Here is a 20142-nt window from a genome sequence, read left to right on the forward strand (position 1 = left end):
TAATTTCCAGCCATGACTTCCACCGTGTTGCGCAGCCAGCCAAGCATTATTACCGCCATTCCTGATTGGCGGGCTAGCTGACGGCTGCACCGAACCCGCCCTAGAGGCGGGTTTCTTCTTTCTGTCTCCAGGGCTTCTTCAGAACCAGGAGACCGCCATGACCCCGACCAGTGCCGAGCTGGATTTGCTGGAACAGTATGTAAAAAGGATCCTTGCCGCCCCGGTCTACGAGCTGGCGGTGGCCACACCGTTGCAGGCGGCACCCGCGCTATCCCAGGCCCTCGGCAATCAGATCCTGCTCAAGCGTGAAGATCTGCAGCCGACCTTTTCTTTCAAGATCCGCGGTGCTTACAACAAGTTGGTGCAACTGACCCCGGAGCAGCGCAGCCGTGGGGTCATCACCGCCTCGGCGGGCAATCATGCCCAGGGCGTGGCGCTGGCGGCGCGGGAGCTGGGCATTTCGGCCTGCATTGTGATGCCGCAGACCACGCCGCAGTTGAAAGTCGCGGGTGTACGCAGCCGAGGCGCCGAGGCGTTGTTGCACGGTGAAAGTTTCCCGTTTGCCCTGGCGTTCGCGTTGGAACTGGCTCGCCGTAGCGGACGGGAGTTCGTTTCGCCGTTCGACGATCCGGATGTTATCGCCGGGCAGGGAACCGTTGCGATGGAGATCCTGCGCCAGCACCCAGGCCGATTGGACGCGATTTTCGTTCCAGTGGGCGGCGCAGGGCTGATCGCCGGGGTGGCGGCGTACGTCAAATATCTACGCCCCGAAGTCCGCATCATCGCCGTTGAATCAGAACACTCCGCCTGTCTTCAAGCCGCGCTGGCAGCGGGTGCGCGGGTGACGCTCCCCAGCGTGGGCACTTTTGCCGATGGTGTGGCGGTGGCGCAGATCGGCGCCCACGGTTTCGATATCTGTCGCTTCTGTGTCGATGATGTGATCACCGTGACCAATGACCAGCTCTGCTCGGCGATCAGAGATATTTACGACGATACACGTTCGATCACCGAACCCTCCGGTGCACTGGCGGTAGCGGGAATCAAGCAACACGTGGCGCAAAGCGGAGCGCAAGGGCAAACGTTCGTTGCTATCGATTCTGGTGCCAACATTAACTTCGACAGCTTGCGCCACGTGGCGGAACGTGCTGCCGTGGAAATCGCTTGATGTTGAACCGTCAGGCGAACTTTTTTGAATCAGCCGACGGACGCCCGGCCATCAAGTCGAAACAGTGGCTACTCTGAGCGTGGCAAGTCGAACTGACTGATTGCAGTTTGCATGGAAGAAAGGCCCTCGCCATGCATTTTGCATGGTCCTTCTAGGGGCGTTACTGGCTAAGTCATTGATTTGTAACTGTCTGGAAGTATTCAGATATGGGCATATTAATTGCGGGTAAATACAGGAGCCCGATCTACGGGCCCCGACACCAGAAAACGCCAAAATGAACGAACGGCACGGCATTCACAGTCCAGTCCGCAGGGAAGAAACGGACGAAAATACCGCCGTCCGTGAACATGAATTGGCTGGCTCAACAGGAGAGAGTTGCCATGTTTTTATCTGCCCTCGAAATGCGAAACATCATCGAAAGCAGCCTGCTGCCCAAGCGGTCGCAATGCACCTTGTCACCGGACTTGTCCATGACCGTCAAGATCTACGACGATCATGAAACCGATCGCGTAGCACTGGTCAAGAGCGACATCGATGCCACCAAGCTCACGGGCTGCCGGGCGATCAATGATCTGATTGCCGAGCTGCGAACTGAACTGGATCACGGTCACGGTTCAGGCAATTATTTTCATCAGCAGCACCGAATGAACGGGCGCTAACCCCAGCCCAACCTAAGCAAGCCTGACGCCCGGGTCCGATGTGTTCGAACCCGGCGTCGAGTCATTCCTTTCTAATCAAGCTGCTGGCGGTACGGCAAATCCGGTCCGGTTTTGGCGCAGGTCAACGCAGCAGCGCGCATCGCGAAGTCGAGCATCTTGCCGATTTGCCCAGCGTCCAGCGAATGCAAACCCTCCACATTATCCAATCGCTGTTCGGTCAGCCAAGCGATCAACGCCGCCTGGAACGTGTCGCCTGCGCCCACGGTATCGGCAATTTGCACCGGGCAAGCGGGGAGCGACCACACCCCATGCTGACGGCTGAGCACCGTCGCGCCCTGGCCCCCACGGGTCAGGAACGCCAGTTGGCAGCGGTGTTCCAGCCAACCTGCGATGACATCCTGTGGATCGCGGTCGGGATAAAGAAGGCTCAAGTCCTCGTCACTGACTTTGATCAGGTCGGCGTACGGTACCAGTGTCGCTATTCGCGAACGCCAGAGCTCGATATCCGGTTGCGGGTTGAGCCGCACGTTCGGGTCCAGGCTGATCAGGCGTTTGCCGCTCTCGCGTTGCACGAGCGCAAGCAATGTATCGCCAACGGGTTGCACCACGAGGGAAAACGAGCCGACGTGCAAACCGCGCACCTCCGGGCCCAGGGTCGGCAGATGGTCGAGGCTCAGTTGGCGGTCCGCGCAGCCTTCGCCACGGAAGCTGTAATGCGGCGAGCCGTTGGCCCCGACAGCTACCATCGCCAAGGTCGTTGGCACATCGAAGTCGTGGGCGAACCGGGTGCTGACGCCTTCGTCGACCAGCACTTGGTGCAGACGACGACCCAGATAGTCGGCGGAAAGCCCGGTAAACAGCGCTGATTCGACCCCCAACCGCCGCAGCCCCACCGCCACGTTGAAGGGCGAGCCGCCGGCAATCGCTTTGTAATTCACTTGGGAAGCCGGGGTTCCTGCTTCATTTGCGCTGAAGAAATCAAACAGCGCTTCACCACACACCAAATACATAATTGCCTGCTCTCAAAGGGTTGCGACGTGTTGCCGGTAACGTTCGTAGGCGTGTTGCGACGCCGCGACATGCTCGGTGACGGGGCGGGTTTCGCTGGCCGGGTCGAGCGTGACGCAGCGTTCGCACAGATCGGCCAGGGATTCTTGCGCGCCGCCATGGCACCACGCAGCCTGGATTGCCCCGCCCAAGGCCGCCGCCTCGCTCTGCTCGGTGCAGATGACGGTGGTGTCCATGATATCCGCGACGATCTGCCGCCAGACCGCGCTCTTCGAGCCGCCGCCGATCAGGCGGATGCTCTGGGCCTTGAGGCCATTGGCACGCAACAGGTCCAGGCCGTAGCGCAGGCCGAATGTCGTGCCTTCGACCACCGCGCGGCACAGGTTGGCCCGGCTCAGGTTGGTGGTCGTCAGGCCCAGCAGGGCGCCAGTGGCGTGGGGCAGGGCGGGGACACGTTCACCGTTGAGGAATGGCAGCATGCAGACGCCCTCGGCGCCGATCGGTGCCTGGGATACCAGGGTGTTGAAGGTGTCGATGTCCAGGTCCAGCAGCTCGCGCACGGCCCCGGTGGCGTTGGTCAGGTTCATGGTGCAGATCAGCGGCAGCCAGCCGCCGCTGGAGGAACAAAAGGTCGCTACCGATGGCTGCGGACTGACGGTAGGCTCCGCTCCATAGGCGTACACGGTGCCGGAGGACCCGAGGCTCATGGTAATCACGCCGGGCTGGATGTTGCCGGTGCCGATGGCGCCCATCATGTTGTCTCCGCCACCGCTGGACACCACCGCCTCGGGGTTCAGCCCCAGGTGCGCGGCGATCTCCGGTAGGATCCTGCCGACAGGGTGGTGAGCCTCGATCAGTTCGGGCAAAGCCGATTGCAGCCGGCCGCTGGGGTCGATATGCCGCAACAGCGCCATGTCCCATTGACGGGTGCGTACGTTGAAATAACCCGTACCCGAGGCGTCGCCATATTCGCTGCAATGGCGACCGGTGAGCCAGTGGTTGAGGAAGTCGTGGGGCAGCAGGACGCTGGCGATGCGCTCGAAGACCTGGGGGTGCTGCTCTTGGGTCCAGAGCAATTTGGATACCGTATAGCCCGGCGCGATCACCACGCCGAGGCGTTCGAGGCTGCCGCTTTCACCGCCCAGGTGCGCCAGCAGCCGATCGTTTTCCGGGGTGGTCTCGGTGTCGCACCAAAGCTTGGCCGGGCGCAGGACCTGGCCTTGGTCATCCAGCAGCACCAAGCCATGCTGCTGCCCGGACACGCCGATGCCGAGAATCGCCTGGCCATCGACCCCGGCGGCGGCCAATGCCTGGTGCGTCGCCTGGGTGAATGCGTCGAGCCACTGCTGGGGCTCTTGTTCACGGCGGCCGTTGGCGCCGCTGATCATGCTGTGGGCCGCGGCGCCCAGGCCGAGTACCTGGCCGCTGGCCGCGTCGAGGATCAGCGCCTTGGTGCCTTGGGTGCCGCAGTCGATGCCCAGGAACAGTTGTTGGTTTGCCATGGAAATCCTCGGATCAGCATCAGATTATCGTCAGGGACATACAAAACCTGTGGCGAGGAAGCAAGCTCCCTCGCCACGAAAGGCGGGCCGTACCTAGCCTTGATCCGCCAGCACTCGCTCAAGCGTCCGCGTTACCCCATGCTCGCGCAAGCTGTTGCAACACCATTCGAAGGCTGCCACGAATTCAGGTGAGCGAGGTATAGCCGTGCCGAAGATTTCTTCTACTTCCAACATTCGCTGGGTCACCAGGGCATCGTCAGCCACCAGCGCCTGGCAGAAAGCCGCGCGAGGGTCGGGAATTGAATAGACCGCGCCATTTTCGTCCACACCCTTTAGATATACCGCCCAGGCCGCCACCACCAACGCCGCGCGGCGGGTCTCGCCGCCGTCGGCAATCAGGCGATTGAGGGTCGGTACGGTGAACTTCGGAAATTTCGACGAGCCATCCGAACACACCCGTTCCAGTTGGTCGGCGATGGCCTGGTTGGAGAAGCGCTCCACCAGGGTGTCCTTGTACAGCGTCAGATCGATGCCGGGTACGGGCGCCAGTTGGGGCGTGACGTCCAAGTCCATGTAGGCGCGGATGTAGCGCACGAACAACGGGTCGTTCATGGTTTCGTGGACGAAGCGATAACCCTTGAGGAAACCCAGGTAGGTCAGGGCGAGATGGCTGCCGTTGAGCAGCTTGATCTTCATTTCTTCGTAAGGCGAAACGTCGTCGGTAAATTGCACGCCGACATTCTCCCAGGCCGGGCGACCGTTGACGAACTTGTCTTCCAATACCCACTGCACGAACGGCTCGCATACCACCGGCCAAGCGTCATCGATGCCATGCTCGTCATGCAGCTGCAAGCGGTGGGCGCCACTGGTCATCGGGGTGATGCGGTCGACCATGGCGTTGGGGAAACTCACGTTGCGGTCAATCCATTGCCCCAGCGCCGGATCACGCAGCGCGGCGAAGGCCAGCAGCGCCTTGCGCGTCACCGCGCCGTTGTGGGGCAGGTTATCGCAAGACATCAAGGTAAACGCCGGCGTCCCCTCGGCGCGGCGCTTGGCCAGGGCTGCGCACAGAAATCCAAACACGGTCTTCGGCGCGTCGGGGTGGGCCAGGTCGTGCTGGATCTGCGGCAGGTGGGCCATGAACTCGCCGTTGCTGTCGTCGATGCAGTAGCCACCTTCGGTGATGGTCAGCGAGACGATGCGGATCTGCGGGTCGGCCAGCTTGTCGATCAATGCCTGGGCGCTGTCTTCGGCCAGCAGCATGTCGGTGATGGCACCGATCACCCGGACCTCGGTGTCGTCGGTGTCGCCCAGTTCATAGAGGGTGAACAGGAAATCCTGGCCGGCCAGGTCGTCCCGGGCGCGGCGATCTTCGGGGCGCAGGCCTACGCCGCAAATGGCCCAGTCGAGGCCTTCGCCGGTGTTCATCAATGCATCGGTGTAATACGCCTGGTGCGCACGGTGGAAGCCACCGACACCGATGTGGGCGATGCCTTGGCGCCGGTCGTCCAGGTTATAAGCGGGCAGGACGACCTCTGCGTTGAGGTTGTGCAGGTTCTGTCGGTTGAGTTTCATCTCAAAATCTCGGCAATCAGGCGGCAGCGCGTAGCGCGCGGGAAACCGCTACGCCCTCGGCATCGAATAAGTGGCAGTGTTCGGCGTCCAGGTGCAGGTCCAGTTGCTCGCCGAATCGGCTCGCCAGGTCACCGCGCACGCGCATGGTCAGGGCTTCGCCGGAAGCGGTGATGACGTGACAGAAGGTGTCGCTGCCCAGGCGCTCGCTGACATCGGCGGTCACCCGCAGCGTGCAATCGCCCGGCTGGGCCAGGTTAAGGTGCTCCGGGCGAATCCCCAGGGTTACCGCGCCGCCGATGCTCAAGTTCGAGCCAATTCGCGGCAGGCTGATGCGAGTGCCGGCGTCCAGCAGCACTTCACAACCCTGGTCGTCCAGGCCGGTGACCTTGCCCTTGAGGAAGCCCATCTTCGGCGTTCCGAGGAAGCCGGCGACGAACAGGTTCGCCGGCTGATGGTACAGCTCCAGAGGCGAGCCCACCTGCTCGACGCGCCCGCTGTTGAGCACGACGACCTTGTCGGCCAGAGTCATGGCTTCGACCTGGTCGTGGGTCACGTAGATCATCGTCGCTTGCAGTTCCTTGTGCAGACGCGCCAATTCCAAACGCATCTGCACCCGCAGGGCGGCGTCGAGGTTGGACAGAGGTTCGTCGAACAGAAAAATCTTCGGATTGCGCACGATGGCCCGGCCGATCGCCACGCGCTGGCGCTGTCCACCGGACAGTTGCTTGGGCTTGCGCTCCAACATCGGCCCCAGTTCGAGGATGCGCGCCGCTTCGTTGACTTTCTTCTCGACGTCGGCCTTGGGCACGCCGGCCAAGTCCAGGGCGAAGGACATGTTCTTGCGCACGCTCATGTGCGGGTAAAGGGCGTAGGTCTGGAACACCATCGCCAGGTCGCGCTTGGCCGGGCTGACTTCAGTGATGTCGCGGCCGTCCAGTTCGATGGTGCCGTCGCTGACTTCTTCAAGGCCGGCGATCAACCGCAGCAGCGTGGACTTGCCGCAGCCCGACGGGCCGACGAACACCACGAACTCGCGGTCGTTCACTTCAAGGTCGATGCCCTTGATGATGGAGAAACCTTCGAAGCCTTTTTGCAGATTCTTGATTTTCAGGTTGGCCATGATGATGGGCCTCCACTTCTGATAACTGTATAAGGCGCGTTATTTCACCGCGCCGAAGGACAAGCCGCGCACCAATTGTTTCTGGCTGATCCAGCCGAAGATCAGGATCGGCGCGCAGGCCAGGGTCGAGACGGCGGACAATTTGGCCCAGAACAGGCCTTCCGGGCTGGAGTAAGAGGCGATCAAGGCAGTCAGCGGCGCCGCTTTGGACGAGGTGAGGTTCAGCGACCAGAACGCCTCGTTCCAGCACAGGATCAGCGACAGCAGCACGGTAGACGCCAACCCGCCCTTGGCGATGGGCAGCAGCACACGAACCATTTCCTGCCACAAGGTGGCGCCGTCCAGCCGCGCGGCTTCGAGGATGTCGCGAGGGATGTCCTTGAAATAGGTGTAAATCATCCAGACCACGATCGGCAGGTTGATCAGCGTGTAGATGATGATCAGCGCAAGGCGCGTGTCCAGCAGGCCAAATTGCTTGGCCAGCAGGTAGATCGGCATCAGTACGCCCACCGGCGGCAGCATCTTGGTGGAAAGCATCCACAGCAGCGTGCCTTTGGTGCGCTGGGTTTCGTAGAACGCCATGGAGTAGGCCCCCGGCACCGCGATCAGCAGGCAAAGAGCAGTGGCGCTGAAGGAGATCACCACCGAGTTCCAGGCGAAGCTGAAGTAGTTGCTGCGCTCGTTGATGTGCAGGTAGTTCTCCAGCGTCGGCGCGAAGATGAACTGCGGCGGCGTGGCGAAGGCGTCGATTTCGGTCTTGAAGCTGGTCAGCACCATCCAGAAAATCGGGAAAAAGATCAGGATCGCGATGGCCCAGGCCAGCGTGCCCAACAGCAGGCTTTGCAGTCGACGGGATTGTTGAAGAGTCATGGCGACGGCCTCAGTGCTTGTCGGTGAGGTTTTTGCCGATCATCCGGACCAGGATGATGGCTGCGATGTTGGCGATGACCACGGCAATCAGCCCGCCGGCCGACGCCATGCCGACGTCGAACTGCACCAGTGCCTGGTTGTAGATCAGGTACGCAAGGTTGGTCGAGGCATAACCAGGGCCACCGTTGGTGGTGGTGAAGATCTCGGCGAACACCGACAGCAGGAAAATGGTTTCGATCATCACCACCACGGCAATCGGGCGGGCCAGGTGTGGCAGGGTCAAGTGCCAGAAAATCGCGATGGGGCCGGCGCCGTCCAGGCGGGCAGCTTCTTTCTGTTCCTGGTCCAGGGACTGCATGGCGGTCATCAGGATCAGGATCGCGAAGGGCAGCCATTGCCAGCTGACGATGATGATGATCGACAGCAGCGGGTAGTGCGCCAGCCAATCCACCGGTTGGGCGCCGAAGAGCTTCCACACCGAAGCGAGGATCCCGGAGACTGGATGGAAAATCAGATTTTTCCAAATCAGCGCACCGACCGTGGGCATGATGAAGAACGGCGAGATCAGCAGCACGCGGACGATGCCGCGCCCAAAAAACTCGCTGGCCTCCAGCAACGCGCTGATCAACACCCCGAGGACGATACTGATCAACAGCACGCTGCCCACCAGCAACAGGGTATTGGTGGCGCCGGGCATGAAGCCCGAGTCGGTCAGGAAATAGGTGAAGTTTTCCAGCCCGACGAATTCGTTTTCGCCGGGGTACAGCAGGTTGTAGCGGATCATCGAAAAGTAGACGGTCATGCCCAGGGGCACAATCATCCACAGCAGCAACAAGGCGACCGAAGGGCTGACCAGGAACCAGCCGGGGTTGGCCAGGCGGATCTTGCGGGCCGGCGGGGCTATTTCGATGGGGGCTTTGACTGTCGTTGTTGAAGTATTCATGAGTGCTTACTCTTATGCGACGCGTTTCCCTGTGGCGAGGGAGCTTGCTCCCGCTGGACCGCGTAGCGGACCCATATCGATAGGCAATCTTTCAGATCGCCAGGGCGGGCTTCGCCCGCCAGCGGGAGCAAGCTCCCTCGCCACAAATGGATACCTACAGGCCTTTACTTGGGATACCCGGCGCGCTTCATCTCGCGTTCGGTGGTGGATTGCGCGGCGGTCAACGCCTGGTCCACGGTTTGCTGGCCGGTCAGTGCGCCCGAGAAGAACTTGCCTACCTGGGTGCCGATGGCCTGGAACTCGGGAATGGTGACCAACTGGATGCCGATGTAGGGCACAGGCTTGAGGGTGGGGGCTTTCGGGTCGGCGACTTTCAACGATTCCAGCGTTACCTTGGCAAACGGCGCGGCCTTCATGTACTCGTCGCTGTAAGTGGAGGCGCGGGTGCCCGGTGGTACGTTGGCAATGCCATCAGTCTTGGCGACCAACTGGCCGTACTCCTTGGACGTTGCCCAAGTCGTAAACACTTTGGCGGCTTCCTTGGCTTTGGAACTGGCCGGGATCGCCAGCGACCAGGAGTACATCCACGAGGTGCCTTTTTCGGTTTTCTCGTGGGGCGCGAAGGTGAAGCCTACGTGATCGGCCACCTTGCTCTGGGTCTTGTCGGTCACGAACGAGCCCGCGACGCTGGCATCGACCCAGACCGCGCACTTGCCGCTGTTGAACAGGGCCAGGTTTTCGTTGAAACCGTTGCTGGAAGCGCCCGGCGGGCCGGATTTCTTCATGTTGTCGACGTAGAAGTTCAGGGCATCCTTCCACTCGGGTCCATTGAATTGCGGCTGCCACTTCTCATCGAACCAGCGCGCGCCAAAGCCGTTGGCCAGGGTCGTGATCAGCGCCATGTTCTCGCCCCAACCGGCCTTGCCCCGCAGACACAGGCCATATTGTTCCTTGGATTTGTCGGTGAGTTTTTGCGCGAACTCTCCGATCTGGGTCCAGGTCGGGTGCTCGGGCATGGTCAGCCCGGCGTCCTTGAACAGGTCCGTGCGGTAGTAAGTGATCGAGCTTTCGGCATAGAACGGCAGGGCGTATAGCGAACCCTTTACCGACAAGCCATCGCGCACGGACGGGAAAATGTCGTCCAGGTCATAGGCGGCCGGCAGGTCTTTCATCGGTTCCAACCAGCCTTTGGCACCCCAGAGTGCGGCTTCGTACATGCCAATGGTCAGCACGTCGAACTGACCGCCCTGGGTGGCGATGTCGGTGGTCAGGCGCTGGCGCAGGACGTTTTCTTCAAGCACCACCCAGTTCAGCTTGATGTCCGGGTGCTCGGCCTCGAAGGTCTTCGAAAGCTTTTGCATGCGGATCATGTCGCTGTTGTTGACGGTGGCAATGGTAAGGGTTTGTGCGCCGAAACTGACGCTGCTGAGGATCATGCAGGTGGAGACAAGCAGAGCTTTTACCGAAGGTTTCATCGCGCACTCCTTTTCCGCGCCCACGGGCTGCAGAAGGACAGTTATTGTTTTTGTGTCTTCCGGATGAGAGGAAGAATGTGCGCTGATTACAGCCCTCAATGGACGGCATGACAAATCATCCGTCGCACTTTTACTGATACTTTTTTGCACTGAGTGAAATTCGCGAAAAACCTGTGGCGAGGGAGCTTGCTCCCGCTGGGCTGCGCAGCAGCCCCTTTTTGGGGCCGCTTCGCGCTGGAGCGCCAGCCCGGCCCAGCGGGAGCAAGCTCCCTCGCCACGGGGGAGGGGCGGTGAAATTCAGCCCTGGTTCTGCTCGGTCAACCGCTGCACCGCCAGCCGCCGATAGTGAGAAGGGGTCATGCCCTTGAGTTGCTGGAAGCGCCGGTTGAAGTTGGAAATATTGTTGAAGCCGGATTCAAAGCACACGTCCGTCACCGGCTTGTCGCCATCGGCGAGCAATTCGCAGGATTTGCTGATGCGCAGCCGATTGACGAATTCGATGAAGCAACGCCCGGTGGCTTGCTTGAACACCCGGCTGAAATAGGTGGGTTTCATCCCCAGGTGCTCGGCCACTTCTTCCAGGGGCAATTCCCGGGCGTAGTGGGCAAAAATATAGTCCACCGCGCGGTTGGTGCGGTCGATGCTGTGCTCATCAGCCGCTTGTGGGGCGGTGGCGCCAGAGAGCAATTGATAGTCATCGCAGCTGGCCAACAGCTCCATCAGGATGAAAAAGTAGCCGAGCCGGCTCATGCCCTGCGCATCGGCGATGCGCTGCATCAAGGTCATGGCCTGGCGGACGGTGCGCTTGCAGCGAAACTCGATGCCGTGTTGAGCGCGTTCGAGCAGCGGCGCGAGCGTCTTGAGCTCGGTAAATACCTGGTGCCCACTTTCAAACAGCTCATCGGTGAAATTCACCAGCATGTCGCGCTTGGCCACCACTTCGTCCTCGGCGACCTGGCTGATCCAGTTATGGGGCAGGTTGGGGCCGGTGAGGAACAGCGATTGCGGGGAGAAATTGCCGATGTAATCGCCAATGAAAACCTTGCCCGAGCTGGCGACGATCAGGTGCAGCTCGTATTCCTTGTGGAAATGCCAGCGCACCAGCGGACAGGGAAAACCGTGCTGGCGGTAGATGATGGACAGCCCGTTGTGGTCGTCCATCAACTCATAGGAAGGGTCGGTGACTCTGGCTGTGCGGGTCATGGGTTTGGCGCTTTTGTTGTTATCGCCGCTGGATAATGCCCCCTTCGCCGCCCGGGTTCCAGCCCTCGGAGCGACGATGGAGTCAGCTGTTGCGGTTCTTTTCCTCGATCCATTGGGACATGTACTGGGTGCTCTTGTGCTGGTGGTGGCGCAGCATGCTGCCGGTGAAATTGTCCCGACGGCGCCGCGCAAGGTCGACGCGGCAGGCATTGATACTGTCAATCAAGGCAGGGCCGTGGACCTGCCTACGAAAACGTTCCGCGAGCAAGGCCAACCCGGCCCCCTGGGCATGGGTCCAGCGCGCCTGGTCGGTATACAGCTGTACGGCGGCTTCGGCGATGGCCTCGGCGCTTTGCGCGATCACCCCGGGCCAGGGCATGCCGCCGTGCATGGCTTCGGCACCTATGGGCGTGGTGATACTGGGCGTGCCGCATAGCATGGCTTCGATCAGCTTGCCCTTGATGCCGGCGCCGAAACGCAGCGGCGCCAGGCAGATACGTGCCGCGGACATGACCTGCAAGGCGTCCTCGGCCCAGTTCATGATATGAAACCCTTGGGTAGGATTATGCAGTGCCGCTGCCTTGGGCGGGGTGTAGGCCCCGTAGAGATGCAGCTGCGCACCCGGCAATCGTTGGCGAATCAGTGGCCATATGGCGTTTTTCATCCAGAGCAAGGCGTCCCAGTTCGGTGCGTGGCGGAAATTGCCGATGCTGAGAAAATGCGCTCGGTCTTCGAAGGGCACGAACGGCTCGGTCGGCAAGTCCAGCATCAACGGGCACCAGAGCAACAGCTCGCGGGGCACCTTGAAGTGTTCCACCAGCAGCTCGATCTCGAACTCAGATACCATCAGGTTCAGGTCGCAACGCAAGAGGGCTGCAATTTCCCGCCTTGCCATGTCAGTGTCCGCCATCAGCTCGAATTCCTCGCGCAAGGCCGGGGCGAACAGGTCGGTGAAGTCCTGGGAGGACTCATCGGACTTCAAGCGGTCTTTCAGGCGCTGATGCCGTGCATGACGCAGGCTTTGCAGATCCGAGGTTTCGAGCACGCGCAGGGCGTCGGGGCAGTGCTTTTCGACCCGCCATCCAAACTGTTCTTCCATCATGAATTGGTCGAACAGGACGATATCCGGCGCCAGCTCACTGATAAACACATCAAAACTGCTGCTATTGAGCTCGATCGGTACTTCCCGGATGCCCAGGCCAATCAGGTCGGCGCGGTTCTCACCGGGTCTGGCGGGGCTGCTGAAGGTGATGTCCCAGCCTTGTTCGAGAAAGGCTTCGAGCAGTTGCATGACATGCCCGCCGGCCGCCGATGAGCGTGGCTCGGGCCAGACGTAGCCGATAACCAGGACTTTGGTGGTGGGGTGAGGCATGACGGGCAATCCTTGGAGCATTTTCAGGCGCAGTCGGCGCGCGGGGCGCCGATAGTGACCAACAATGCGTCCGCGCTCAAGAAAGAATCTTTTGGACCTTGTCGCGCAATTGATCGATGGAGAAGGGTTTGCCGATGACGCTCATGCCTTCTGGCACGTCGATGCTTTCGGCGTAGCCGCTGGCGAACAGGATGGGGAGTCCGGGGCGCACTTCGCGTGCTTTTGTTGCCAACTCGCGACCGTCCATGGGCAGCATGCTGACATCCGTCATCATCAGGTCGATGGAACGGTCCTTCTCCTCCAGGAGCTTAAGCGCCTCTTCGCCACCTTCTGCCTCCAATACCTCGTATTCCAGTTCCTCCAGCACGTCGACAATCAACATGCGCACGATGTTGTCGTCTTCGACGACCAGGATGGTGGGAGGGGTGACAGGGGCAGGGACGGACATAATGAACTTCTCGGAAGGTGGAATCGTAAGGGCTTGGTAATAACCGGCCGTAATGCATGAGTAAGTCGAGAGGCGGCACAAGTTCCCGAAGCTGTACAAGAAAGGATCTATAGTACAAGAGCTGACAAGGATAGTCGCATCCTTACAACCGGGGTACAGCGCCTTGGATTTGCGACCTTGAATCGTCAGAAATGTGGATCCAGTCCGTATTTTTGGGCAAACTCCATGATTTTCAACTGCTCACCAAGGCCTTTTCCATGACTCCTTCGTCTTCGGTTGACGAACAAAGTTTTCGCAAGCTTCTGAGCCGTAACATCAGCCTCCCCTTGGGTATCGGTGCGCTCAGCGCGGTGTTTTTCATCGTGCTGATCACCTACCTTCTCTCGGTGATCCAATGGGTCGGGCACACCGACCGGGTGATCAATAACGCCAACGAAGCGCTGAAGCTGAGCGTTGACCTGGAAACAGGCATGCGCGGGTTCCTGCTGAGTGGCGACGAGCACTTCCTCGACCCCTATGAAGTGGCCAAGCCCCGGATTGCGGTGGCACTGGACACATTGTTGGAACTGACAGCCGATAATCCGGTACAGACCGACCGCTTGCGCCGGATCGAGGCACTCCAGGTGGAATGGGCCAATTACGCCCAAGGCATGATCGATCTTCATCGCAGCGGCGGCGACTATCGCGGTGCGCTCAAGGCCGGGCGGGGCAAGCGGTTGACCGACGAAATACGCAAGACCTTCGAGGATGTCGTCGAGACCGAGCAACAACTGCGCGCCGAACGTAACGAACAGGTGCGCACCACCACGGTCTGGAGCATCGCTCTGTATCTGCTGTTCGTCGCCGCAGTCAGTGGGCTGCTGGCCTATGTTGGCCGTCGGGATCTGCTGACTCTGTCTGGCAACTACAGCGCCAGCCTGAAAGTCCAGCAGGAGAGTGCCTTGCACCTGGAGAAACAGGCCTGGTTGCGCAATGGCCAGACCCAGTTGGCGGAACAGGTCCTCGGTCAGTTGAGCTTGAATCTGCTGGGGCGCAACATCTTGCAGTTTTGTGCCCAGTACCTGGGCACCGTGGTCGCCGCCCTTTATGCACGGGAAGAAAACGGCACGCTACGGCGTATCGCCACCTATGGCATGTCCAAGGAGGATGACGAACTCCAGCACGTCATCATCGATGGCGAGGGCATCGCCGGGCAGGCCGTGCGGCAGGGGCGTCTTATCCGGCTGGACGATGTGCCCCAGGATTATCTCAAGGTCAGCTCCGGGCTCGGCGAGGGACTGCCCAACTGCGTGCTGGTGGTGCCGACCCGTGACGATGACCGCATCAATGGTGTCGTTGAACTGGGCTTCCTGCGGCCGTTGACCGCGCGCGACATCGAGCTGCTGGAGCTGGTGGCCGGGAACATCGGCACGTCCATCGAAGCGGCCCGCTATCGTCAACGCTTGCAAGAAGTGCTGGCCGAAACCCAGCAGTTGAACGAAGAGTTGCAAGTGCAGCAGGAAGAGCTCAAGACCGCCAACGAAGAGCTAGAAGAACAGTCGCGCATCCTGAAGGAATCCCAGGCGCACCTGGAAGCCCAGCAACAGGAACTGGAGCAGACCAACGAACAGCTGGCCGAGCAGCGCGACGCCATGGACCAGAAGAACAGCGAGCTGAACCTGGCCCAGATCCAATTGCAGGAACGCGCCGAAGAATTGCAGCGTTCGAGCAAGTACAAGTCCGAGTTCCTGGCCAACATGTCCCATGAGCTGCGCACACCGCTCAACAGTTCGCTGATCCTGTCCAAATTGCTGGCGGAAAACCCTCACAATAACCTCAGCGATGAACAGGTGAAGTTTGCCGAGTCGATCTACTCCGCCGGCAATGACTTGCTGAACCTGATCAATGACATCCTCGACATTTCCAAGGTCGAGGCCGGCAAGCTGGAAGTGCGGCCGGAAAACACCAGCGTGGCGCGTTTGGTGGAAGGGCTCCAGGATACGTTCAAGCCGTTGACGGCTGAAAAGGGACTGGACTTCGAGGTGCAGTTGCTGCCGGACGCGCCGTCGATGCTGTACACCGACCGCCAGCGCCTCGAACAGATACTCAAGAACCTGCTGTCCAACGCGGTGAAGTTCACCGAACGGGGTTCGGTCCAGGTGTCCGTAACCGGCCAGCCGGGCTCGGGCATTGCCTTCATGGTGCGTGATTCGGGCATCGGCATCGCCGCCGATCAGCAACAGAGTATCTTCGAGGCGTTCCGCCAGGCCGATGGCACCACCAACCGCCGCTATGGCGGCACCGGGCTGGGGCTGTCGATCTCCCGAGACCTGGCGACCTTGCTGGGCGGTTCGATCTCGGTGACCAGCGAGCCAGGGCAGGGCAGTGTCTTTACGCTGGTCTTGCCGGAGCGTTACGTCGAGCCCGGGGAAAATCCGGTGAATCCAGTGACCTTTACCCCGACCGCAACCGTGCCTGCAACGACCCGTGCCCCGGCACCCGTGCCGCTGATTGCCGAGGTGGACGCACCCCTCCCGCAATTCGCCGACGACCGGGACAAGGCGCCGTTCGATTCCCGTTGCATCCTGGTCATCGAGGACGAACCCAAGTTTGCCCGCATCCTGTTCGACCTCGCCCATGAGCTGGGCTACCAGTGCCTGGTGGCCCATGGCGCCGACGAAGGCTTTGATCTGGCCCTGCAACTGAGTCCCGATGCCATTCTGCTGGACATGCGCCTTCCGGATCACTCCGGGCTTACCGTTTTGCAACGCCTGAAGGAACAGGCCCAGACCCGCCACATCCCGGTGCACGTCATCTCCGTCGAAGACCGCGTCGAAGCGGCGATGCACATGGGCGCCATCGGTTACGCCGTCAAACCGACCACCCGGGAGGAGCTCAAGGACGTGTTTGCGCGCTTGGAGGCCAAGCTGACCCAGAAGGTCAAACGGGTGCTCTTGGTTGAAGACGATGACTTGCAGCGCGACAGCATTACCCGTCTGATCGGCGACGACGACATCGAGATCACCGCCGTAGGCCTGGCGCAGCAAGCCCTGGACCTGCTGCGCAATAACGTCTACGACTGCATGATCATCGACCTCAAGCTGCCGGACATGCTGGGCAATGACTTGCTCAAGCGCATGTCCAGCGAAGAGATCTGTTCATTTCCGCCCGTGATCGTCTACACCGGGCGTAACCTGACGCGGGATGAGGAAGCGGAGCTGCGCAAATATTCACGCTCGATCATCATCAAGGGCGCCCGCTCGCCGGAACGCCTGTTGGACGAAGTCACTCTCTTTCTGCACAAAGTCGAATCCCGGTTGTCCCATGAACGACAGCGCATGCTCCAGACCGCCCGCAGCCGCGACAAGGTCTTCGAAGGCCGCAAGGTGCTGTTGGTGGACGACGATGTGCGCAATATCTTCGCTCTGACCAGCGCCCTGGAGGCCAAGGGGGCGATCGTGGTGATCGGGCGCAATGGGTATGAGGCGATTGATCGCTTGAATGAAGTGGAAGACATCGACCTGGTGCTGATGGATGTGATGATGCCCGAGATGGATGGCTTCGAAGCGACCACGCTGATCCGCAAGGACCCCCGCTGGCGCAAATTGCCGATTATCGCCGTGACCGCCAAGGCCATGAAGGATGATCAGGAGCGTTGCCTGGCGGCGGGCTCCAACGATTACCTGGCCAAGCCGATTGACCTGGATCGCCTGTTCTCACTGATTCGCGTGTGGTTGCCGAATATGGAAAGAATCTAGTGGAACGAAACACAGACATTGAGCTTCGTTTGTTGATCGAAGCGATCTACTTGAAGTACAGCTACGACTTTCGCGACTACTCCGGCGCTTCCATCAAGCGCCGGGTGCTGCATGCGTTGAACCAATTCGAATGCAAGACCATATCGGCCTTGCAGGAACGTGTGTTGCACGACCCTGGCGCATTCATGCAACTGCTGCAGTTGCTGACGATCCCTGTCAGTGAGATGTTTCGCGATCCTGCGCATTTCCTTGCCATCCGCGAGGAAGTGGTGCCGCTGCTCAAGACCTACCCGTCGATCAAGATCTGGATCGCCGGTTGCAGCACAGGGGAGGAGGTCTATTCCATGGCCATCCTGCTAAGAGAAGAGGGGTTGCTGGATCGTACGTTCATTTACGCCACGGACATCAACCCGCGCTCCCTGGAAAAAGCCAAGCAGGGCATCTTTTCCCTGGAAAATGTCCGGGCCTACACCCAGAATTACCAGCTCGCCGGCGGTAAGCGTTCGTTTGCCGACTACTATACGGCCGCCTACGATTACGCGATGTTCGACAAGACCTTGTGCAAGCATGTGACCTTTGCCGACCACAGCCTGGCAACCGATAGCGTATTTTCAGAAACCCAATTAGTTTCATGTCGTAACGTATTGATTTATTTCAATAAAAAGCTGCAAGATCGCGCTTTCGGGTTGTTTCATGAGTCCCTTTGCCACCGTGGGTTCCTGGTGTTGGGGAGCAAGGAGACGCTGGATTTTTCGGCGTTCAGTGCGCAGTTCGAACCGCTGGTCAAACAGGAACGGATCTATCGCAAGTTATGAATCCACTGACGGACAGATCCAGCCACTTGATCGAAGCAGTCGTCGTCGGCGCATCCGCCGGCGGCGTCGAAGCGTTGCTCAAGATTTTCAGCCACTTGCGCAAAGGCTTCAGCCTGCCTGTGCTGGTGGTGTTGCATTTGCCCGATGAGCGGGACAGTCAGTTAGCCCAGGTATTGCGTCATCGCCTGGCGATACCCGTTGAAGAAGCCCGCGACAAGCAAGACATCCTTCCGGGCACCTTGTACGTTGCAACCCCTGGTTATCACCTCTCGATCGAGGCCGACCGTAGCCTGTCGCTGAGCCTCGAAGAGCCGGTTCACCATTCGCGGCCGTCGATCGACGTGCTGTTCGAGTCAGCCGCCGATGTCTATGGCCCTCGTCTGCTGGCGGTGGTATTGACCGGCGCCAACAGCGATGGCGCCCTAGGCTTGGCCAGGGTCAAGGCGCTGGGCGGCATCACGGTCGTCCAGGACCCGAAGGAGGCGCAGGTTTGCACCATGCCTGAAGCGGCCCTTAGCTTGCACGAGCCTGACCATATCCTAACTTTGCAGGGCATCGGCCAATTGCTGGCCGGGCTGGAATGAACTAAATGCCAAGAGATATTCAAGCCAAACTGCTGATCGTCGACGATCTGCCTGAGAATCTGTTGGCCCTGGAAGCGCTGATCCAGCGCGATGACCGCGAGGTGTTCAAGGCCTTGTCGGCGGACGAAGCGCTGTCGCTGCTTTTGCAACATGATTTTGCCTTGGCGATCATCGATGTGCAGATGCCGGGCATGAACGGTTTCGAACTGGCCGAGTTGATGCGCGGCACGGAAAAGACCCGCAGTATCCCGATCATCTTTGTCAGCGCGGCCGGCCGGGAGCGCAACTACGCGTTCACCGGCTACGAAAACGGCGCGGTGGACTTCCTGCACAAGCCGCTGGATACCCATGCGGTCAAAAGCAAGGTCAATGTGTTCGTCGAACTTTATCGCCAGCGAAAGGCGATGAAGGAGCAAGTGCTTGCCCTGGAGCAGAGCCGCCGGGAGCAAGAGCTGTTGCTTGAGCAATTGCAAGCCACTCGCGGCGAGCTGGAGCAGGCCGTGCGCATGCGCGATGACTTCATGTCGATCGTCGCCCACGAAGTCCGCACGCCACTCAACGGCCTGATCCTGGAAACGCAGTTGCGTAAAATGCACTTGGCGCGGGACAACGCCGCCGCCTTCACCCTGGATAAAGTGAAGGCGATGGTCGAGCGCGACGAACGCCAGATAAAGAGCTTGATCCGTTTGATCGAGGACATGCTGGACGTATCGCGGATCCGCACCGGCAAGTTGTCCATCCGTCCGACCCGTTTCAATCTGACGGCGCTGGTTCAAAACCTGCTGCACAACTTTCAACCACAGATCAGTGCCGCCGAATGCACCGTGACTTGTACCGCCGAACCTTCGGTGGAAGGGCATTGGGATGAGTTTCGTATCGAGCAGGTGGTTTCGAACCTGCTGACGAACGCGTTGCGCTATGGCTGCAAGAGCCCGATTGAGGTGCGCGTTTACCAGACGTCGGAGCATGCCTGTATCGAGGTCCAGGACCACGGGATCGGGATCAGCGAAGAGAACCAGAAGCGTATTTTTCAGCAATTCGAACGGGTGTCGTCCAAGGCCGCCGCCGCCGGCCTGGGCCTTGGGCTGTTCATTTCCGAGCAGATCGTCACCGCCCACGGCGGCATCATCACGGTCAACAGCCGCCTCAACGAAGGGGCGTTGTTTCGCGTTTGTCTGCCTTTTCAGAAAACTGGCGAACGGACGCAACCTCTGAGCGACCCCAGGGTCGTATCAGCAGCTATTGATTCAACAAAGGCTTCTCATGAGTGAAGATGCGCAAGACGTTGTATTGATCGTCGAGGATGACCCTTCGATCCTGATGGTGCTGTCGGCCTATCTTTCCGGGGAGGGGTATCGGGTGCTGCAGGCTGAAAACGGCGAGCAGGCGTTCGAGATCCTGGCGAGCAAGCCTCATCTGGACATGATGATTACCGACTTCCGTCTGCCCGGGGGTATTTCCGGGGTGCAGATCGCTGAGCCGGCGGTGAGGTTGCGTCCGGACCTGAAGGTTATTTTCATCAGTGGCTACGCCCAGGAAGTGCGCGAGACGGATAGCCCCATTACCCGCAAGGCGCCGATTTTGGATAAACCGTTTGATTTGGATGTGTTGCAGGGGATTATGCAGGGGATGTTGTCTTAGTTTTGTTTCTGCGGTTGACTGGGGT

At 60.1% G+C, this 20142-nt stretch carries 17 protein-coding genes; 7 read left to right on the plus strand and 10 right to left on the minus strand.

Going from position 1 to position 20142, the window contains the following annotated elements; all coding sequences use genetic code 11:
- Positions 1–157 precede the first annotated feature (157 nt).
- The gene (gene ilvA / locus DOCECA_RS08530) at positions 158–1165 is read left to right on the plus strand and encodes a threonine ammonia-lyase, biosynthetic (RefSeq protein WP_445571751.1); all 1008 of its coding nucleotides are present in this window, start codon (positions 158–160) and stop codon (positions 1163–1165) included.
- A gap of 380 nt (positions 1166–1545) precedes the next feature.
- A complete protein-coding gene (locus DOCECA_RS08535) occupies positions 1546–1824 on the plus strand; it encodes a DUF1652 domain-containing protein (protein WP_420766886.1) in 279 nt (92 codons plus the stop codon).
- 71 nt (positions 1825–1895) lie between these two features.
- Here the strand turns inward: DOCECA_RS08535 and DOCECA_RS08540 are convergent, their stop codons facing one another.
- From DOCECA_RS08540 to DOCECA_RS08585, 10 genes are all read right to left on the minus strand, one after another.
- Positions 1896–2834, minus strand: a complete 939-nt coding sequence (locus DOCECA_RS08540; RefSeq protein ID WP_445571752.1) for a carbohydrate kinase family protein — start codon at positions 2832–2834, stop codon at positions 1896–1898.
- Positions 2835–2846: 12 nt separating this feature from the next.
- A complete protein-coding gene (gene xylB / locus DOCECA_RS08545; RefSeq protein WP_445571753.1) occupies positions 2847–4334 on the minus strand; it encodes a xylulokinase in 1488 nt (495 codons plus the stop codon).
- Between the two features lie 93 nt (positions 4335–4427).
- Entirely contained in the window at positions 4428–5909 is a 1482-nt protein-coding gene (locus DOCECA_RS08550; RefSeq protein ID WP_445571754.1) for a mannitol dehydrogenase family protein, read from the minus strand.
- Positions 5910–5925: 16 nt separating this feature from the next.
- A complete protein-coding gene (locus DOCECA_RS08555; protein WP_434611291.1) occupies positions 5926–7029 on the minus strand; it encodes an ABC transporter ATP-binding protein in 1104 nt (367 codons plus the stop codon).
- Between the two features lie 39 nt (positions 7030–7068).
- Positions 7069–7899 (minus strand): carbohydrate ABC transporter permease, encoded by an 831-nt coding sequence (locus tag DOCECA_RS08560; RefSeq protein ID WP_445571755.1) that lies wholly within the window; start codon positions 7897–7899, stop codon positions 7069–7071.
- A gap of 10 nt (positions 7900–7909) precedes the next feature.
- Complete coding sequence (locus tag DOCECA_RS08565) at positions 7910–8842, minus strand: carbohydrate ABC transporter permease (protein ID WP_030142680.1); 933 nt, start codon at positions 8840–8842, stop codon at positions 7910–7912.
- 164 nt (positions 8843–9006) lie between these two features.
- Positions 9007–10317 (minus strand): ABC transporter substrate-binding protein, encoded by a 1311-nt coding sequence (locus DOCECA_RS08570; RefSeq protein WP_445571756.1) that lies wholly within the window; start codon positions 10315–10317, stop codon positions 9007–9009.
- A gap of 297 nt (positions 10318–10614) precedes the next feature.
- A complete protein-coding gene (locus DOCECA_RS08575) occupies positions 10615–11520 on the minus strand; it encodes an AraC family transcriptional regulator (RefSeq protein WP_420766863.1) in 906 nt (301 codons plus the stop codon).
- An 82-nt stretch (positions 11521–11602) separates the two neighbouring features.
- Positions 11603–12892: a glycosyltransferase gene (locus DOCECA_RS08580; protein ID WP_445571757.1), complete on the minus strand. Its 1290-nt coding sequence runs from the start codon at positions 12890–12892 to the stop codon at positions 11603–11605.
- A gap of 76 nt (positions 12893–12968) precedes the next feature.
- Complete coding sequence (locus DOCECA_RS08585; protein WP_420766865.1) at positions 12969–13340, minus strand: response regulator; 372 nt, start codon at positions 13338–13340, stop codon at positions 12969–12971.
- A 257-nt stretch (positions 13341–13597) separates the two neighbouring features.
- Here DOCECA_RS08585 and DOCECA_RS08590 point away from each other — a divergent pair, with 257 nt between their 5' ends.
- The 5 genes from DOCECA_RS08590 to DOCECA_RS08610 are packed head-to-tail and all read left to right on the plus strand — an operon-like array spanning position 13598 to position 20117.
- Positions 13598–17077 (plus strand): response regulator, encoded by a 3480-nt coding sequence (locus DOCECA_RS08590; RefSeq protein WP_445571758.1) that lies wholly within the window; start codon positions 13598–13600, stop codon positions 17075–17077.
- A complete protein-coding gene (locus DOCECA_RS08595) occupies positions 17077–17892 on the plus strand; it encodes a CheR family methyltransferase (protein WP_420766867.1) in 816 nt (271 codons plus the stop codon). Before DOCECA_RS08590 ends, DOCECA_RS08595 begins: the two co-directional genes overlap by 1 nt.
- The gene (locus DOCECA_RS08600) at positions 17889–18476 is read left to right on the plus strand and encodes a chemotaxis protein CheB (protein WP_420766868.1); all 588 of its coding nucleotides are present in this window, start codon (positions 17889–17891) and stop codon (positions 18474–18476) included. The genes DOCECA_RS08595 and DOCECA_RS08600 overlap by 4 nt, the downstream gene beginning before the upstream one ends.
- Positions 18477–18481: 5 nt before the next feature.
- Positions 18482–19747: a hybrid sensor histidine kinase/response regulator gene (locus DOCECA_RS08605; protein WP_434611303.1), complete on the plus strand. Its 1266-nt coding sequence runs from the start codon at positions 18482–18484 to the stop codon at positions 19745–19747.
- The gene (locus DOCECA_RS08610) at positions 19740–20117 is read left to right on the plus strand and encodes a response regulator (protein WP_030142671.1); all 378 of its coding nucleotides are present in this window, start codon (positions 19740–19742) and stop codon (positions 20115–20117) included. Before DOCECA_RS08605 ends, DOCECA_RS08610 begins: the two co-directional genes overlap by 8 nt.
- Positions 20118–20142 lie beyond the last annotated feature (25 nt).

The sequence above is a fragment of the Pseudomonas sp. E102 genome, assembly GCF_052660185.1.

Bases quoted from the DNA above. Each gene is read 5' to 3' on its own strand.
- ilvA (WP_445571751.1), top strand. From the start codon at position 158: ATGACCCCGACCAGTGCCGAGCTGGATTTGCTGGAACAGTATGTAAAA.
- DOCECA_RS08580 (WP_445571757.1), bottom strand. From the start codon at position 12,892: ATGCCTCACCCCACCACCAAAGTCCTGGTTATCGGCTACGTCTGGCCC.
- DOCECA_RS08610 (WP_030142671.1), top strand. From the start codon at position 19,740: ATGAGTGAAGATGCGCAAGACGTTGTATTGATCGTCGAGGATGACCCT.
- DOCECA_RS08585 (WP_420766865.1), bottom strand. From the start codon at position 13,340: ATGTCCGTCCCTGCCCCTGTCACCCCTCCCACCATCCTGGTCGTCGAA.
- xylB (WP_445571753.1), bottom strand. From the start codon at position 4,334: ATGGCAAACCAACAACTGTTCCTGGGCATCGACTGCGGCACCCAAGGC.
- DOCECA_RS08540 (WP_445571752.1), bottom strand. From the start codon at position 2,834: ATGTATTTGGTGTGTGGTGAAGCGCTGTTTGATTTCTTCAGCGCAAAT.
- DOCECA_RS08550 (WP_445571754.1), bottom strand. From the start codon at position 5,909: ATGAAACTCAACCGACAGAACCTGCACAACCTCAACGCAGAGGTCGTC.
- DOCECA_RS08555 (WP_434611291.1), bottom strand. From the start codon at position 7,029: ATGGCCAACCTGAAAATCAAGAATCTGCAAAAAGGCTTCGAAGGTTTC.
- DOCECA_RS08570 (WP_445571756.1), bottom strand. From the start codon at position 10,317: ATGAAACCTTCGGTAAAAGCTCTGCTTGTCTCCACCTGCATGATCCTC.
- DOCECA_RS08565 (WP_030142680.1), bottom strand. From the start codon at position 8,842: ATGAATACTTCAACAACGACAGTCAAAGCCCCCATCGAAATAGCCCCG.
- DOCECA_RS08605 (WP_434611303.1), top strand. From the start codon at position 18,482: ATGCCAAGAGATATTCAAGCCAAACTGCTGATCGTCGACGATCTGCCT.
- DOCECA_RS08535 (WP_420766886.1), top strand. From the start codon at position 1,546: ATGTTTTTATCTGCCCTCGAAATGCGAAACATCATCGAAAGCAGCCTG.
- DOCECA_RS08560 (WP_445571755.1), bottom strand. From the start codon at position 7,899: ATGACTCTTCAACAATCCCGTCGACTGCAAAGCCTGCTGTTGGGCACG.
- DOCECA_RS08600 (WP_420766868.1), top strand. From the start codon at position 17,889: ATGAATCCACTGACGGACAGATCCAGCCACTTGATCGAAGCAGTCGTC.
- DOCECA_RS08590 (WP_445571758.1), top strand. From the start codon at position 13,598: ATGACTCCTTCGTCTTCGGTTGACGAACAAAGTTTTCGCAAGCTTCTG.
- DOCECA_RS08575 (WP_420766863.1), bottom strand. From the start codon at position 11,520: ATGACCCGCACAGCCAGAGTCACCGACCCTTCCTATGAGTTGATGGAC.